The 16,824-nt window shown below is 65.7% G+C and carries 15 protein-coding genes; 7 read left to right on the top strand and 8 right to left on the bottom strand.

What is annotated here, in order from left to right; genetic code table 11:
- From gltA to QFZ47_RS05965, 7 genes are all read right to left on the bottom strand, one after another.
- Entirely contained in the window at positions 1-1,311 is a 1,311-nt protein-coding gene (gene gltA, locus QFZ47_RS05995; protein WP_307654774.1) for a citrate synthase, read from the bottom strand.
- Positions 1,312-1,335: 24 nt separating this feature from the next.
- The gene (locus QFZ47_RS05990; RefSeq protein ID WP_021006167.1) at positions 1,336-1,659 is read right to left on the bottom strand and encodes an FAD assembly factor SdhE; all 324 of its coding nucleotides are present in this window, start codon (positions 1,657-1,659) and stop codon (positions 1,336-1,338) included.
- Between the two features lie 19 nt (positions 1,660-1,678).
- Entirely contained in the window at positions 1,679-2,380 is a 702-nt protein-coding gene (locus tag QFZ47_RS05985; RefSeq protein WP_055804283.1) for a succinate dehydrogenase iron-sulfur subunit, read from the bottom strand.
- A gap of 29 nt (positions 2,381-2,409) precedes the next feature.
- Positions 2,410-4,218, bottom strand: coding sequence for a succinate dehydrogenase flavoprotein subunit (gene sdhA, locus QFZ47_RS05980; RefSeq protein WP_307654773.1), 1,809 nt, complete (start codon positions 4,216-4,218; stop codon positions 2,410-2,412).
- A 16-nt stretch (positions 4,219-4,234) separates the two neighbouring features.
- A complete protein-coding gene (sdhD, locus tag QFZ47_RS05975) occupies positions 4,235-4,600 on the bottom strand; it encodes a succinate dehydrogenase, hydrophobic membrane anchor protein (protein ID WP_093434813.1) in 366 nt (121 codons plus the stop codon).
- Positions 4,601-4,613: 13 nt separating this feature from the next.
- Entirely contained in the window at positions 4,614-5,060 is a 447-nt protein-coding gene (gene sdhC / locus QFZ47_RS05970) for a succinate dehydrogenase, cytochrome b556 subunit (RefSeq protein ID WP_307654772.1), read from the bottom strand.
- A gap of 225 nt (positions 5,061-5,285) precedes the next feature.
- On the bottom strand, positions 5,286-6,044 hold the full coding sequence (locus QFZ47_RS05965; protein ID WP_307654771.1) for a GntR family transcriptional regulator: 759 nt from the start codon (positions 6,042-6,044) through the stop codon (positions 5,286-5,288).
- Positions 6,045-6,227: 183 nt separating this feature from the next.
- Between QFZ47_RS05965 and QFZ47_RS05960 the strand changes: the two genes are divergently transcribed.
- From QFZ47_RS05960 to QFZ47_RS05940, 5 genes are all read left to right on the top strand, one after another.
- Entirely contained in the window at positions 6,228-7,214 is a 987-nt protein-coding gene (locus QFZ47_RS05960) for a malate dehydrogenase (RefSeq protein ID WP_307654770.1), read from the top strand.
- Positions 7,215-7,229: 15 nt separating this feature from the next.
- Positions 7,230-8,006 (top strand): trans-aconitate 2-methyltransferase, encoded by a 777-nt coding sequence (tam, locus tag QFZ47_RS05955; RefSeq protein ID WP_307654769.1) that lies wholly within the window; start codon positions 7,230-7,232, stop codon positions 8,004-8,006.
- A complete protein-coding gene (locus QFZ47_RS05950) occupies positions 8,003-9,001 on the top strand; it encodes an HpcH/HpaI aldolase/citrate lyase family protein (protein ID WP_307654768.1) in 999 nt (332 codons plus the stop codon). The genes tam and QFZ47_RS05950 overlap by 4 nt, the downstream gene beginning before the upstream one ends.
- A gap of 34 nt (positions 9,002-9,035) precedes the next feature.
- Entirely contained in the window at positions 9,036-9,575 is a 540-nt protein-coding gene (locus tag QFZ47_RS05945) for a hypothetical protein (RefSeq protein WP_307654767.1), read from the top strand.
- 81 nt (positions 9,576-9,656) lie between these two features.
- The gene (locus tag QFZ47_RS05940; protein ID WP_307654766.1) at positions 9,657-12,245 is read left to right on the top strand and encodes a bifunctional aconitate hydratase 2/2-methylisocitrate dehydratase; all 2,589 of its coding nucleotides are present in this window, start codon (positions 9,657-9,659) and stop codon (positions 12,243-12,245) included.
- A 77-nt stretch (positions 12,246-12,322) separates the two neighbouring features.
- Here the strand turns inward: QFZ47_RS05940 and QFZ47_RS05935 are convergent, their stop codons facing one another.
- Complete coding sequence (locus tag QFZ47_RS05935; protein ID WP_307654765.1) at positions 12,323-13,168, bottom strand: helix-turn-helix domain-containing protein; 846 nt, start codon at positions 13,166-13,168, stop codon at positions 12,323-12,325.
- Positions 13,169-13,489: 321 nt separating this feature from the next.
- Here QFZ47_RS05935 and QFZ47_RS05930 point away from each other — a divergent pair, with 321 nt between their 5' ends.
- Both QFZ47_RS05930 and QFZ47_RS05925 read left to right on the top strand, forming a co-directional pair.
- Positions 13,490-16,357, top strand: a complete 2,868-nt coding sequence (locus tag QFZ47_RS05930; protein ID WP_307654764.1) for an aconitate hydratase — start codon at positions 13,490-13,492, stop codon at positions 16,355-16,357.
- On the top strand, positions 16,354-16,806 hold the full coding sequence (locus tag QFZ47_RS05925; protein ID WP_307654763.1) for a metallophosphoesterase family protein: 453 nt from the start codon (positions 16,354-16,356) through the stop codon (positions 16,804-16,806). The genes QFZ47_RS05930 and QFZ47_RS05925 overlap by 4 nt, the downstream gene beginning before the upstream one ends.
- Positions 16,807-16,824: the final 18 nt, after the last annotated feature.

Raw genomic sequence — 16,824 nt, 5'->3', positions numbered from 1 at the left:
TCAGCGCTTGCCGATGGGCTGCACGTCGCGCTTGGGCGAGCCTTCGAACAGCTGGCGCGGGCGGCCGATCTTGTACTCGGGGTCGCCGATCATTTCGTTCAGCTGGGCAATCCAGCCGACCGTGCGGGCCAGCGCGAAGATCGCGGTGAACAGCGGCACCGGGATGCCGATGGCGCGCTGCACGATGCCCGAGTAGAAGTCGACGTTCGGGTAGAGCTTGCGCGACACGAAGTACTCGTCTTCCAGCGCGATCTTTTCGAGCTCCTTGGCAAGCTTGAACAGCGGGTCCTGCTCCAAGCCCAGCTCGGTCAGTACTTCGTTGCAGGTTTCCTGCATCAGCTTGGCGCGCGGGTCGTAGTTCTTGTACACGCGGTGGCCGAAACCCATGAGCTTGACGTTCGAGTTCTTGTCCTTGACCTTCTTGATGAACTCGCCGATCTTCTCCACGCCGCCTTCCTTCTGGATGTCGTAGAGCATGTTGAGCGCCGCTTCGTTGGCGCCGCCGTGGGCCGGGCCCCAGAGGCAGGCCACGCCGGCCGCAATGGCCGCGAAGGGGTTGGTGCCCGACGAGCCGCACAGGCGCACGGTGGAGGTCGAGGCGTTCTGCTCGTGGTCCGCGTGCAGGATGAAGATGCGGTCGAGCGCGCGCTCGAGCACCGGGTTCACCTTGTACTCCTCGCACGGCGTGGCGAACATCATGTGCAGGAAGTTGCCCGCATAGCTCAGGTCGTTCTTCGGGTACATGTACGGCTGGCCGATCGTGTACTTGTAGGCCATGGCCACGAGCGTGGGCATCTTCGCGATCAGGCGGATCGCGGCGATCTCGCGGTGCTCGGGATTGTTGATGTCCGTGCTGTCGTGATAGAAGGCCGACAGCGCGCCCACCAGGCCGGTCATGATGGCCATCGGATGCGCGTCGCGGCGAAAGCCCCGCAGGAAGAACTGCATCTGCTCGTTGACCATCGTGTGGTTGGTCACGAGCTTGGTGAAGTTGGTCTTCTTGGCCTGGTCCGGCAGTTCGCCGTACAGCAGCAGGTGGCAGGTCTCCATGAAGTCGCAGTTGGTTGCGAGCTGCTCGATGGGGTAGCCGCGATACAGCAGCTCGCCCTTGTCGCCGTCGATGTACGTGATGGCCGACTGGCATGCGGCAGTCGACATGAAACCCGGGTCATAGGTGAACATGCCGGTCTGCGCATAGAGCTTGCGGATGTCGATCACGTCGGGGCCGACGGTGCCCTTGTAGATCGGCAGTTCGACGCTGTCTCCGCCGTTGCTGAACGACAGCGTGGCCTTGATATCGGAAGCTTTCATTTCGGGTTTCTTTCAGAGGAGTATTCAGGAGGGCGAAGAGGAAACGGAGGTTGCGGGACGCTGCGCGCCGTCGGTGCGCATCAGCTGCAGCAACTCGACCACCTCGGCCCCGGCCCATGCGGGCTCGGGCTCCTTTCTTCGCAGGAGAAGATCGAGGAGATCGTTGTCCGACAGGTCCATCAATGTCTCCATCGCCCCCGCCTGCCCATTGGTCATGCGGGATTCGTGCCGCTCGAAGAAGCGGGCGATGAACAGGTCGTTCTCGAGCAGGCCGCGCCGGCAGCGCCATTTCAGCTTGCTCAGCGCGCGTTCGCTGATCGGCTGTGCGAGTTCGGCAGCGGTTTGCATGGTTTCTCTCGGAAAAAGATCAGATGGCGCGGCGCACCATCAGTTCCTTGATCTTGCCGATCGCCTTGGTCGGGTTGAGGTTCTTCGGGCACACGTCGACGCAGTTCATGATCGTGTGGCAGCGGAACAGGCGGTACGGGTCTTCGAGGTTGTCCAGACGTTCGGCGGTGGCTTCGTCGCGGCTGTCGGCGATGAAGCGGTAGGCCTGCAGCAGGCCGGCCGGACCCACGAACTTGTCGGGGTTCCACCAGAAGCTCGGGCAGCTGGTGGAGCAGCTCGCGCACAGGATGCACTCGTACAGGCCATTGAGCTCGTCGCGCTCTTCGGGCGACTGCAGGCGCTCCTTCTCGGGCGGCACGTTGTCGTTCTGCAGGTACGGCTTGATCGAGTTGTACTGCTTGAAGAACTGCGTCATGTCCACGATCAGGTCGCGGATGACGGGCAGGCCCGGCAGCGGCTTCAACACGATCGTGCCCTTGAGCGTGAGCATGTTGGTCAGGCAGGCGAGGCCGTTCTTGCCGTTGATGTTCATCGCGTCGGAGCCGCAGACGCCTTCGCGGCACGAGCGGCGGAACGACAGCGTGGGATCCTGCGCCTTGAGCTTCATCAGGGCGTCGAGCAGCATGCGCTCATGGCCGTCGAGTTCGATCTCGATGGTCTGCATGTAGGGCTTGGCGTCCTTGTCCGGGTCGTAACGGTAGATCTGGAATGTGCGCTTCATCGTGAAACCTTGTGATGTTGTTCTTGCTTTTAGAACGTACGGACCTTGGGAGGAACGGAGTCGACCGTCAGCGGCTTGAGGTTGACCGGCTTGTAGGAGAGGCGGTTGTCCTGGCTGTACCAGAGCGTGTGCTTCATCCAGTTGGCGTCGTCGCGGCCGAGCGGCGCGACCGGGTCATCGGCCGGACGTTCGTAGTCTTCGACCGTGTGCGCGCCGCGGCATTCCTTGCGGGCGGCGGCCGAGACCATGGTGGCCTGCGCCACTTCGATCAGGTTGTCGACTTCGAGCGCCTCGATGCGCGCGGTGTTGAACACCTTGGACTTGTCCTGGAGGCCAATGGCGTTGACGCGCTCGCGCACGGCGGCGATCTTGACCACGCCTTCGTCCATCGAGGCTTGCTTGCGGAACACGGCGGCGTGCTGCTGCATGACGGCGCGGATTTCGCCCGCCACGTCCTGCGCGTATTCGCCGGTGGTGGCCGCTTCGAGGCGGTTCAGGCGCTCCAGCGTGCGGTCGGCAGCATCGGCCGGCAGCGGTTTGTGCTCCTTCAGCTTGTCGTTGAACTCGACGATGTGGTTGCCGGCCGCGCGGCCGAACACCAGCAGGTCGAGCAGCGAATTGGTGCCCAGGCGGTTGGCGCCGTGCACGCTCACGCAGGAGCATTCGCCCACCGCATAGAGGCCGTTCACTACGGCACTGTTCTGGTCGCCCTGCTGGATCACGACCTGGCCGTTGATGTTGGTCGGGATGCCGCCCATCTGATAGTGGATGGTCGGCACCACGGGAATCGGCTCCTTGGTGATGTCGACATTGGCGAAGTTGACGCCGATTTCGTACACCGAGGGCAGGCGCTTGTGGATGGTCTCGGCACCGAGGTGGTCGAGCTTGAGCAGCACGTAGTCCTTGTTGGGACCGCAGCCGCGGCCTTCCTTGATTTCCTGGTCCATCGAGCGCGAGACGAAGTCGCGCGGCGCCAGGTCTTTCAGCGTGGGCGCATAGCGCTCCATGAAGCGTTCGCCGTTGCTGTTGAGCAGGATGGCGCCTTCGCCGCGGCAGCCTTCGGTCAGCAGCACGCCGGCGCCGGCTACACCGGTCGGGTGGAACTGCCAGAACTCCATGTCCTGCAGCGGAATGCCCGAACGCGCGGCCATGCCCAGGCCGTCGCCGGTGTTGATGAAGGCGTTGGTCGAGGCCTGGAAGATGCGGCCCGCGCCGCCGGTGGCCAGCAGCACGGTCTTGGCCTGCAGGACGTGCAGGTCGCCGGTTTCCATTTCGAGCGCGGTCACGCCGACCACGTCGCCTTCGGCGTCGCGGATCAGGTCGAGCGCCATCCATTCGACGAAGAACTGGGTGCGGGCCTCGACGTTCTTCTGGTAGAGCGTGTGCAGCATCGCGTGGCCGGTGCGGTCGGCCGCGGCGCAGGCGCGCTGCACGGGCTTCTCGCCGTAGTTGGCCGTGTGGCCGCCGAACGGACGCTGGTAGATGGTGCCGTCGGGGTTGCGGTCGAAGGGCATGCCGAAGTGCTCGAGTTCGTACACGACCTTCGGGGCTTCGCGGCACATGAACTCGATCGCGTCCTGGTCGCCGAGCCAGTCGGAACCCTTGATCGTGTCGTAGAAGTGGTAGTGCCAGTTGTCCTCGCTCATGTTGCCGAGCGACGCGCCCACGCCGCCTTGCGCGGCAACCGTGTGCGAACGGGTGGGGAACACCTTGGAGAGCACCGCCACGTTGAGGCCCGCGCGGGCCAGTTGCAGCGAGGCCCGCATGCCGGAGCCGCCGGCGCCGACGATCACGACGTCGAACTTGCGCTTGGTGATTTGTTCTTTTGTGTAGGTCATGGTGGGGATGGGGTCCTCAGATCTTCCAAAGCACTTGAATGGCCCAACCCGCACAACCGACAAGCCAGACGATGGTGAAAATTTGCAGGGCAAGGCGAATGCCGACGGGCTGGACGTAGTCCATCCACACGTCGCGCATGCCGACCCACACGTGATAGAGCAGGGCGACGATCACCGAGAAGGTCAGCACCTTCATCCACTGCGCGGCGAAGATGCCGGCCCAGAGGTCGTAGCCGATGGGGCCGCGCGAGAAGATCAGCTGCGCGAGCAGGATGATCGTGAAGAGCGCCATCAGGCCGCCGGTGATGCGCTGGCTGAGCCAGTCGCGCAGACCGTAATGTGCACCGACGACGATGCGCTTGGAGCCGTAGTTCACAGACATGGTGGGCTCCTTCTCAGTACAGGCCGAACAGCTTGGCGCCGAGCACCACGGTGAGCAGGATGCTCAGGGCCAGCGTGACCACGGCCGAGGTGTGGCCGAACTCCTTGGTGACGGCGGCGTGGCTCACGTCCATCCAGAGGTGGCGCAGGCCGGCGATGAAGTGGTGCAGGTAGGCCCAGATCAGCGCGAGAGCCACCAGCTTGATGAACCAGCCCGGAACGAAACCAAGGCCGCTGTTGAACGCGGCCTTGAACCTGGCGAAGGAGTAATCGGACGAAAGCGAGGTGTCGAACATCCAGATGATGAACGGCAGCAGCAGGAACATGATCACGCCGCTCACGCGGTGCAGGATCGACACGATGCCGGCCGGCGGCAGCCGGTAGGTCGTGAGATCGGTGAAGGCGTTGATGTTTCGGAATTCGCGGCGCGGCGGCCGGGGAGGAGTTGCAAGCTCTGTCATTGGGGGGAGGCTTTCGTGGCTTTGTGGCTTGTTCTGAGAGCGAACGCTTTTGTTTCTTCTGGGGAATGCAAACAACGCAAAATTCTATTGCAATGCACCATTGCGTGGCGGAGGTGCCCGTGTCGGCGCAGCGCTGCAGTCGGATGCTATCGAGTTCGCAGCGTGTTGCGCCCGGGTCTTGGGTCCCGCGATGCGGTTGAGTCGTGATGCCATCTGGATGCGCGCTCAACCGAGCTGGTTGCGGTAGTGGTGTGTGTCGGTGCGATACAGGCCGCGGCGCAATTCCATCGGCATGTCGTGGTAGGTGTGAGCGAGGCGCTCCACGCTCAGCAAAGGCATCTGCAGCGGCACGTCGAGCAGCGCGGCCTGCTCCGCATCGGGCAGCACGGCGCGGATTTTTTCTTCGGCGCGCACCATGCGCACGCCGAATTCGGTTTCGAACATCGCGTACATCGGACCCGGCCAGGCCCGCAGCCGCTCGGCGGTGAGGCCCTTGAAAGGCGCACCCGGAAGCCAGAGATCCTCGAGGATGGTGGGCACGCCCGCATAGGCGAGCACGCGCCGCACCTGCAGCACCGCGTCGCCCGTGCGCAGGCCCAGCGCGCGCGCCACGTCGGCCGAGGCGCGCTGGCGGCGGCAATCAACGATGGTGCGCTCGGCCGGGCCTTCGGAGCTGGGGGTGCCGACGTCGGGCACGAGCTTGAGAAAGCGGTACTGCACATGCTGCTCGGCATGCGTGGCGACGAAGGTGCCCTTGCCCTGGCGCCGCACCACGAGGTTTTCGGCCGAGAGCTCGTCGATGGCCTTGCGCACCGTGCCCTGGCTCACGCGGTAGCGCACCGCAAGATCCATCTCGCTCGGAATCGGCTCGCCGGGCTTCCACTCGCCGGCCTGCAGGCTCTGCAGGATCAGAGTCTTGATCTGCTGGTAGAGCGGACTGAAGGAGGGCGTCGCGGAATCTTCGAGGACGGAGGAGGCATTCATGGCAGCGGTGGGTGCGCCGTGGCGGAACCTTGGAGCATATCTTATATAAGACATAAGACGAGGCTCATCGAATCGGCTTAAAATGCGGGCCGGTCCGCGCCGCGGGAAGGATTCCCGCCCTGCAGGACCATCGGCGCCCCGCGCGCCCGCCGATACCGTTTCATCATCTTCTGGAGTCTTCCCATGAGCAAAAAACCCGTCCGCGTTGCCGTCACCGGTGCCGCCGGCCAAATCGGTTACGCCCTGTTGTTCCGTATCGCGTCCGGCGAAATGCTCGGCAAAGACCAGCCGGTCATCCTGCAACTGCTCGAAATCCCCGACGAGAAAGCCCAGAAGGCGCTCAAGGGCGTGATGATGGAGCTCGACGACTGCGCCTTCCCGCTGCTGGCCGGCATGGAAGCCCACGGCGACCCGATGACCGCCTTCAAGGATGCCGACTACGCCCTCCTGGTCGGTTCGCGTCCGCGCGGCCCGGGCATGGAGCGTGCCGAACTGCTGGCCGTCAATGGCGCCATCTTCACGGCCCAGGGCAAGGCGCTGAACGCCGTGGCCAGCCGCAACGTCAAGGTGCTGGTGGTCGGCAACCCGGCCAACACCAACGCCTACATCGCGATGAAGAGCGCCCCCGACCTGCCGCGCAAGAACTTCACCGCCATGCTGCGCCTGGACCACAACCGCGCTGCCAGCCAGATCGCCGCCAAGACCGGCAAGGCCGTGGCCGACATCGAGAAGCTCGTCGTCTGGGGCAACCACTCGCCCACGATGTACGCCGACTACCGCTTTGCCACCATCAAGGGCGAAAGCGTTGCCAAGCTGATCAACGACCAGGAATGGAACGCCAACACCTTCCTGCCGACCGTCGGCAAGCGCGGCGCAGCCATCATCGAAGCGCGCGGCCTGTCGTCGGCTGCCTCGGCCGCCAACGCCGCCATCGACCACATGCGCGACTGGGCCCTGGGCACCAACGGCAAGTGGGTCACCATGGGCATTCCGTCGGACGGCCAGTACGGCATTCCGAAGGACACGATGTTCGGCTTCCCGGTCACCTGCGAAAACGGCGAGTACAAGCTGGTCGAAGGCCTGGAAATCGATGCCTTCAGCCAGGAACGCATCAACAAGACGCTCGAAGAGCTGCAAGGCGAACAAGCCGGCGTTGCGCACCTGATCTAAGCAGGACCGGCCGGCATGCTCGACTGGAACCCCGCGCTCTACCGTCGCTACGAGGACGAGCGCACCCGCCCCGCACAGGAACTCCTGGCGCGGGTGCCGTTGCCGGAGGCGGCCCGCGTGGTCGACCTCGGCTGCGGCCCGGGCAATTCCACCGAACTGCTGGCCCACCGGTTCCCGCAGGCGCAAGTCACCGGGACCGACAACTCCGAAGCCATGCTGGCCAGCGCGCGCGAGCGCCTGCCGCAGGCGCGCTTCGAGTTGAGCGACATCGCGACCTGGGCGCCGCAAGAAGCGCCCGACCTCATTTACGCCAACGCGGCCCTGCAGTGGGTGCCGGATCACCAGACGCTGATCCCGCGCCTGTTCGCTGCGCTGGCCCCGGGTGGCGTGCTTGCCCTCCAGATGCCCGACAATCGCGAGGAGCCCACGCACCGCCTGATGCGGGCCGTGGCTGCCGAGGCGCCCTGGGCCGAGCCCATCGGCAATGCCGACCGGCTGCGCACCCTGCTGCTGCCGCTCGGCGGCTATTACGACCTGCTCGCACCCGACGCGGCCAGGGTCGATGTGTGGCACACCATCTACCAGCACCCCATGGCCGATGCCGCGGCCATTGTCGAGTGGGTGCGCGGCACGGGGCTGAAGCCCTTTGTCGACCGCCTGCCGGCCGACTTGCAGGCCAGCTACCTGGCCGAATACGAGCGCCGCGTGGACCAGGCCTATCCGGCCCGTACCGACGGCAAGCGATTGCTGGCGTTCCCGCGCATGTTCATCGTGGCGCAGAGAAAAGCATGACGAAAACAATGCATCCGGGTGAAGTGCTGCTTGGCGCGCAGGCCGGCGCCGTGACGTTGCCCGTGTGCGACCACTACAGCGGCGTCGAAGCCCGCATGAAGAAGAGCCTCGCGCTGCAGGCCGAGATGGCCGACGAATTCGGCGCCTGCGTGTTCGACGTCACCCTCGACTGCGAAGACGGCGCCCCCGTGGGCGGCGAGGCGGAGCATGCCGCGCTCGTGACCGAACTCGCGCTAGCCGCCAGGCCGGGCATGCGGGTGGGCGTGCGCGTTCACCCGGTGGACCATCCCGCCTTCGCCGGCGACGTGGTCACCATAGCCGGCCGCGCCGGCCACCGGCTCAGCCACCTGATGGTGCCCAAGGTGGAATCCGTGGCCGATGTGGCCCAGGCGGTGGCGGCGCTCGAGGCGGCAGATGCCGATGCGCTGCCGCTGCATGTGCTGATCGAATCGCCGCTGGCTGTGCACAACGCGTTCGACATTGCGTCACATCCGCGCTTGCAATCGCTGAGCTTCGGCTTGATGGACTTCGTTTCTGCCCATGCGGGCGCCATTCCTGCCGAGGGCATGGGCGCGGTCGGGCAGTTCACGCATCCGCTGGTGGTGCGTGCCAAGCTGGCCATCGCATCCGCCGCGCATGCGTACGGCAAGGTGCCCTCGCACTGCGTGGTCACCGAGTTCAGCAACACCGATGCCATGCGCACGGCAGCCCGCAAGGCAGCCGCCGAATTCGGCTATACGCGCATGTGGAGCATCCATCCGAACCAGATCCGCCCCATCCTGGAGGCTTTTGCGCCGGACGAGGCCCAAATTCAAATTGCCACAAGAATCATTACAAATGCGGCCCTCGCAGATTGGGCTCCGACCCAAATTGATGGCACATTGCACGACCGCGCGAGCTATCGCCATTTCTGGCAAGTGCTGACACGTGCCCACGCAACAGGGCGCGCGCTGCCTCCAGAGGCAAAAGCCTGGTTTGCACTCGCGGCCTCCTGAAACTTCCGAATCCAGCCTCAAGGAAACACCACCCATGAAGAAAATTGCCCTGATCGCCGCCCTGGCCCTGGCGCTCCCGTTCGCCGCCACGGCGCAGACCACCCCGGCCAAGTCCGAAGCCAAGAAGGCGCCCGCCAAGAAGCAGGTCACCCGCAAGGCCGCCAAGGCCGTCGAGGAAGTCACGCCCGTTGCCGATGAAACCAACATCGTGCTGACCGACGCCGACCTGGCCGTGGCCCAGCGCGTTTCCGTCGGCAAGGCCCAGTGCGAACTCGGCGCCGACGTGACCGTGGCGCCCGACGAGAAGAAGCCCGGCTTCTTCAACGTGTCGACCAAGGGCGTGAAGTACCGCATGCACCCGGTCGAAAGCCGCACCGGCGCCATCCGCCTCGAAGACCCCCGTGCCGGCGCCATGTGGCTGCAGCTGGGCAACAAGTCGATGCTGATGAACCAGAAGGCCGGCCTGCGCATTGCCGACGAATGCCAGACGGCAGAGCAGGTCGCGTTTGCCGAAGAAATGAAGAAGAACCCGCCCAAGAGCCTGTTCGAAGGCGCCGACGCGGCCAAGAAGTAAGAGTCCACACACGGGGTGCGGCGCGGCTCTTGCTTGCCGTACCGCACGCCCGCCAGCCAGCCAGTTTCCGGAGAAAAGAAGATGTTGCAAGCCTACGTTGACCATGTTGCCGAACGCGCCGCGCTCGGCATTCCGCCGCTGCCATTGAGCGCGAAGCAAACCGCCGAAGCGATCGAGCTCCTCAAGAGCGCGAATGCCAAAGACGGTGCCTTCCTGCTCGATCTGCTCACCCATCGCGTGCCCGCCGGCGTCGATGACGCGGCCAAGGTCAAGGCGAGCTACCTGGCGGCCGTGGCCCACGGTACCGAGAAGAACGCGTTCATCTCGCGCGCCCGTGCCACCGAACTGCTCGGCACCATGCTCGGCGGCTACAACATCAGCCCGATGATCGACCTGCTCGACGACGCCGAAGTAGGCAGCACGGCGGCCGAGGGCCTGAAGAAAACCTTGTTGATGTTCGACCAGTTCCATGACGTCAAGGAAAAGGCCGACAAGGGCAACGTGCACGCCAAGGGCGTGCTGCAAAGCTGGGCCGATGCCGAATGGTTCACCAGCCGTCCCGAAGTGCCGCAAAGCATCACAGTCAGCATCTTCAAGGTGGCCGGTGAAATCAACACCGACGACCTTTCTCCCGCACCCGACGCCACCACGCGTCCCGACATTCCGATGCACGCGCTGGCGATGCACAAGAACGCCCGCCCCGGCATCGTCCCTGAAGAAGACGGCAAGCGCGGCCCGGTGAAGTTCATCGAAGACCTGCGCGCGCGCGGCCACCTCGTGGCCTATGCCGGCGACGTGGTCGGCACGGGTTCGTCGCGCAAGAGCGCCACCAACTCGGTGCTGTGGTTCACCGGCGAAGACATTCCCTTCGTGCCCAACAAGCGCTTCGGCGGCGTCTGCCTCGGCGGCAAGATCGCGCCGATCTTCTACAACACCATGGAAGACTCGGGCGCACTGCCCATCGAGCTCGACGTGAGCCAGATGAACATGGGCGACGTGGTCGAGCTGCGTCCCTATGAGGGCAAGGCGCTGAAGGAGGGCAAGGTCATCGCCGAATTCGCCGTCAAGAGCGACGTGCTGTTCGACGAAGTGCGCGCCGGCGGCCGCATTCCGCTGATCATCGGCCGCGGCCTCACGACCAAGGCGCGCGAAGCGCTGGGCCTGCCCGTGTCGACGCTGTTCCGCCTGCCGACCAGCCCGGTCGACACCAAGAAGGGCTTCTCGCTCGCGCAGAAGATGGTCGGCCGCGCCTGCGGCCTGCCCGAAGGCACCGGCGTGCGCCCGGGCACGTATTGCGAACCCAAGATGACCTCGGTCGGCTCGCAGGACACCACCGGCCCGATGACGCGCGACGAGCTCAAGGACCTGGCCTGCCTGGGCTTCTCGGCCGACCTCGTGATGCAGTCGTTCTGCCACACGGCGGCGTACCCGAAGAAGGTCGACGTCAAGATGCACCACGAACTGCCCGAGTTCATGGCCAACCGCGGCGGCGTTTCGCTGCGCCCGGGCGACGGCGTGATCCATTCCTGGCTCAACCGCCTGCTGACGCCCGACACCGTGGGCACCGGCGGCGACAGCCACACCCGCTTTCCCATCGGCATCAGCTTCCCGGCCGGCTCGGGGCTCGTGGCCTTTGCCGCAGCCACCGGCGTGATGCCGCTGGACATGCCCGAATCGGTGCTCGTGCGCTTCAAGGGCAAGATGCAGCCCGGCGTCACGCTGCGCGACCTGGTCAACGCCATTCCGCTGTACGCCATCAAGTCGGGTCTGCTGACGGTGGCCAAGCAAGGCAAGAAGAACATCTTCTCGGGCCGCATCCTCGAGATCGAAGGCCTGCCGGACCTGAAGGTGGAGCAGGCTTTCGAACTGAGCGATGCGTCCGCAGAGCGCTCGGCCGCCGGCTGCACGGTGCACCTGAACAAGGAACCGATCATCGAGTACATCAACAGCAACATCACGCTGATGAAGTGGATGATTGCCGAAGGCTATGCCGACGCCCGCACGCTGGCACGCCGCATCGCCGCGCAGGAAGCCTGGCTCGCGGACCCGCAGCTGCTCAAGGGCGATGCCGACGCCGACTACGCCGCCGTGATCGAGATCGACCTGGCCGAGATCCACGAACCCATCGTGGCCTGCCCGAACGACCCTGACGACGTGAAGACGCTCAGCGACGTGGCCGGCGCGGTCATCGACGAAGTGTTCATCGGCTCGTGCATGACCAACATCGGCCACTTCCGCGCCGCGTCGAAGCTGCTCGAAGGCAAGCGCGACATCCCCGTCAAGCTGTGGATCGCACCGCCCACCAAGATGGACGCGCAGCAGCTCACCGAGGAAGGCCACTACGGCGTGTTCGGCAACGCCGGTGCGCGCACCGAAATGCCGGGCTGCTCGCTGTGCATGGGCAACCAGGCGCAGGTGCGCGAAGGCGCCACGGTGATGTCGACCAGCACCCGCAACTTCCCGAATCGCCTGGGCAAGAACACCAACGTCTACCTCGGCTCGGCCGAGCTGGCCGCCATCTGCTCGCGCCTGGGCCGCATCCCGACGCGCGAGGAGTACATGGCCGCAACGGGCGTGCTCGACGCATCGAGCGCGCAGATCTACCAGTACCTGAACTTCGACAAGATCGACGACTACAAGACCGAGGCCGGCGCCGCAGTCGCGGCCTGATCCTCAGGCGCTTCGCGCATTGAACAAGAGCCCCGCTTCGGCGGGGCTTTTTTACGTACGGGTTCGCTTCCGAGCCCTCAACCCGCCGCCTGCTTCGCCATCTCTGCCAGCGCCGCCGCCGTCTGCGCATCGGCCGGAAAGAACGACTCCACCGCCAGTTCCTGCAAAGTGACATCCACCGGCGTGCCGAAGATGGTGGTGGTGCTGATGAAGCTCAGCACGCCGTTCGGCGTGGCCAGTTGAAAGGGCACCACGACGCCTGAGAGGTCCATGTCCGAGGCGGGTGTGTCGTGGCTCACCTGGGGCGCGGGATAGGCTTCGAGTTCGTCGTGCAGGGCCTGCAGCACCGTGTCGCCGGTGGCCGCAATCTGCTGCTGCAGCCGTTCCAGCAGATGGGTGCGCCACTGCGCGAAATTGGCGATGCGCGGAGCCAGCCCCTCGGGATGCAGGCTCAGGCGAAGCACGTTGATGGGCGGCTTCACCAGTTCGGGCGCTGCGCCCGCCATCAGCATCGGCACCAGCGCGTTGTGCGCCACCAGGTTCCAGTGCCGATCGACGGCCAGTGCAGGAAACGGTTCATGGCCCTTGAGCACCAGGTCCACCGCGCGCCGGGCCGAGGCCATGGCCGGATCGTCGAGCGAGCGCTGCCTGTACATCGGCGCGAAGCCCGCGGCCACCAGCAGCGCGTTGCGCTCGCGCAGCGGAACGTCGAGCCGCTCGGCCAGGCGCAGCACCATCTCGCGGCTGGGCGCGGCGCGGCCTGTCTCCACATAGCTCAGGTGGCGGGTCGAGACCTCGGCTTCCTGGGCCAGATCGAGCTGGCTCAGCCGGCGGCGGGTGCGCCAGTGCCGCAGGTGGGCACCGAACGGATCGCGCGCACCGGGCTGGCCGGCCTGGGTGGAGTGGGTACGGGTGGTGTTCATGGCCCGCATTCTGGCGCGGCCTCGATGCGGCGCCATGACCTCCCAGGTCATCGACGCGATGCAGGCCGCGCGGAATCATCGGCTCCAACGCGGCAGGACTGGCTTGCGGCGTACCACCCGAAGGAGATTCGCCGCACCCGCGGCGGCGCGGACATGGCCCTGGCTTGAAGGCGCGGGATGCCGGCAACGCCCATCCACCCGGCATTTTTCGCGATGAGGAACGCCGCGCCTCGAAGGCATGAGTTGGAAGACAGACTACAGCAGCAGGCATTGTTCCCCGCTATCCTTGAAGAGCTTCCACGAACAATCAGGAGTTCCTCAATGGCCAAAGCACCGGCGCACGCCTTTGCGTCCACCCTCAAGACCTTCAAGACCGCATCGGGCAAGTCCGGCAAGTACTGGTCGCTGAAGGAACTGGCCAGGCAATATCCCACCGTCGGCCGGCTGCCGGTGTCGATCCGCATCGTGCTCGAATCGGTGCTGCGCAACTGCGACGGCAAGAAGGTCTCGGCCAAGCATGTCGAAGAGCTGGCCCGCTGGGCGCCCAATGCGGACCGCACCGACGAAATTCCGTTCGTCGTCACCCGCGTGGTGCTGCAGGACTTCACCGGCGTGCCGCTCCTGGCCGACCTGGCCGCCATGCGCAGCGTGGCCGCCAAGCTCGGCAAGTCGCCCAAGACCATCGAGCCGCTGGTGCCGGTCGACCTGGTGGTCGACCACTCGGTGATGGTCGACTACTACGGCACGCCCCAGGCGCTCGACCTCAACATGAAGCTCGAGTTCCAGCGCAACAACGAGCGCTACCAGTTCATGAAGTGGGGCATGCAGGCCTTCGACACTTTCCGCGTGGTGCCGCCGGGCTTCGGCATCGTGCACCAGGTCAACCTCGAATACTTTGCGCGCGGCGTCTACAAGAGCGCGAGCGACGACGCCGAGGTGCCGGTGTACTACCCCGACTCGCTGGTGGGCACCGACAGCCACACCACCATGATCAACGGCGTGGGCGTGGTCGGCTGGGGCGTGGGCGGCATCGAGGCCGAGGCCGCCATGCTGGGCCAGCCGGTGTACATGCTGACGCCCGACGTGGTGGGCTTCGAGCTCACCGGCAAGCTGCGCGAAGGCGTCACCGCCACCGACCTGGTGCTGTACGTCACGGCCATCCTGCGGGCCGAGAAGGTGGTGGGCAAGTTCGTCGAATTCTTCGGCCCCGGCGCCGCCTCCATCACGGTGCCCGACCGGGCCACCATCGGCAACATGGCGCCCGAGTACGGCGCCACCATGGGCTTCTTCCCGGTCGACGAGATGACCGTGGCCTATTTCGAAGGCACCGGCCGCACCGCGGAAGAGGTCGAGCGCTTCGAGGCCTACTACAAGGCGCAGGGCCTGTTCGGCATGCCGGCGCCCGGCGACATCGACTACACCAAGATCGTCAAGCTCGACCTCGGCACCGTGTCGCCGAGCCTTGCGGGCCCGAAGCGGCCGCAGGACCGCATCGACCTGGGCCACCTGTCGACCAAGTTCTCCGAACTCTTCAGCAAGCCCAACGACGCCAACGGCTTCAACCAGCCGCCCGAGCGCCTGAAGCTGCGCTATCCGCTGGCCGCCAACGGCCAGGGCGATGACGAGGAAGCCACGCCGCCGCCGCCCGGCGCGCCGCGCGACGTGGTCGAGATGGTGGCCAACCGTTCGACCAAGGCGGCCGCCCATGTGAGCGCGACTGCGCCCCCGGCCCCCAAGGACGGCGTGAGCATCGGCAACGGCGACGTGCTGATCGCGGCCATCACGTCGTGCACCAACACCTCCAACCCGAGCGTGATGCTCGCGGCCGGCCTCTTGGCCAAGAAGGCGGTGGAGGCGGGCCTCACGGTCAAGCCGCACGTCAAGACCTCGCTCGCGCCGGGTTCGCGCATCGTCACCGAATACCTCGAGAAGGCGGGGCTGCTTCCGTACCTCGAGAAGCTGGGCTTCTACCTGGCCGGCTACGGCTGCACCACCTGCATCGGCAATGCGGGCGACCTGACGCCCGAGATCAACGACGCCATCATCAAGAACGACCTGGTCGGCGCGGCCGTGCTCTCGGGCAACCGCAACTTCGAGGCGCGCATCCATCCGAACCTGAAGGCCAACTTCCTGGCCTCGCCGCCGCTGGTGGTGGCCTTCGCGATCGCGGGCAACGTGATGGTCGACCTGATGACCGAGCCCGTGGGCAAGGGCAAAAACGGCCGCGACGTGTACCTGGGCGACATCTGGCCCAGCCCGAAGGAAATCGACCAGAACCTGCGCCATGCGATGAACGCCAAGTCGTTCCGCGCGAACTACGACAAGGTCAAGACCGACCCGGGCAAGTTCTGGAGCAGCATCGAGGGCACGAACGGGCAGGTCTACGACTGGCCCAAGTCGACCTACATCGCCGAGCCGCCGTTCTTCGAAGGCTTCAAGATGGAGCCGCACGCCTCGGACGCGGGCTTCAGGGGCGCGCGGGTCATGGCGCTCTTCGGCGACTCGATCACCACCGACCACATCTCGCCGGCCGGCTCCATCAAGGAAAGCTCGCCCGCGGGCATCTGGCTCAAGGCGCACGGCGTCTCCAAGGCCGACTTCAACAGCTACGGCTCGCGGCGCGGCAACCACGACGTGATGATGCGCGGCACCTTCGCCAACGTGCGCATCAAGAACCTGATGATTCCGCCCGACATCAACGGCACGCAGGAAGAGGGCGGCGTCACGCTGTTCCAGCCCGGCAACCAGAAGATGTTCATCTACGACGCCGCCATGAAGTACATGGAACAAGGCGTGCCGACGGTGGTGTTCGGCGGCGAAGAGTACGGCACCGGCTCGTCGCGCGACTGGGCCGCCAAGGGCACGCAGCTGCTGGGCATCAAGGCCGTGGTGGCGCGCAGCTTCGAGCGCATCCACCGCGCCAACCTGGTCGGCATGGGCGTGCTGCCGCTGCAGTTCCGCGGCGCGGATTCGTGGCAGGCGCTGGGCCTCACGGGCGACGAGAAAATCGACGTGGTGATCGGCGGCCAACTCAAGCCGCAGATGGACGTGAAGCTCGTCGTGCACCGCGCCGACGGCAGCCACCAGGAGGTGACGGTGCGCCTGCGCATCGACACGCCGATCGAGGTCGACTACTACAAGCACGGCGGCATCCTGCCGTTCGTGCTCCGGCAACTGCTCGCGGCTTGATCCGGGTCGGCCTCATCTCCGACACCCACGGCCTGCTGCGCCCGCAGGCCGTGGCGGCGCTGCAGGGCAGCGACTTCATCGTGCATGGCGGGGACATCGGCGATGCCGGCATCCTCGAAGCGCTCGCCGCCATCGCGCCGCTGACCGTGGTGCGGGGCAACAACGATCGCGAACCGTGGGCCGCCCACATCGCGGAGGCGGCCTTCCTGAAGGCGGGCGGGGTGCTCGTGCATGCGATACACGATCTGTCCCAACTCGCCGTCGCCCCTGCCGGGGTCCGCGTGGTGGTGTCCGGCCACTCCCACAAGCCGAAGATCGAGGAGCGCGGCGGCGTGCTCTACGTCAATCCGGGCAGTGCCGGCCCGCGCCGATTCAAATTGCCGATTGCCGTTGCCGAACTCATTGTTGTCGACGATGCGGTGACCGCCCGCATCATCGAATTGGGCTGAGCCCGCGAGGTCAAAAGG

The sequence above is a fragment of the Variovorax paradoxus genome, assembly GCF_030815975.1.
Classification (GTDB): Bacteria; Pseudomonadota; Gammaproteobacteria; order Burkholderiales; family Burkholderiaceae_C; genus Variovorax; species Variovorax paradoxus_N.
The sequence above is the reverse complement of the archived record's forward strand: the minus strand, read 5'-3'. Positions and strand labels throughout refer to the sequence as shown.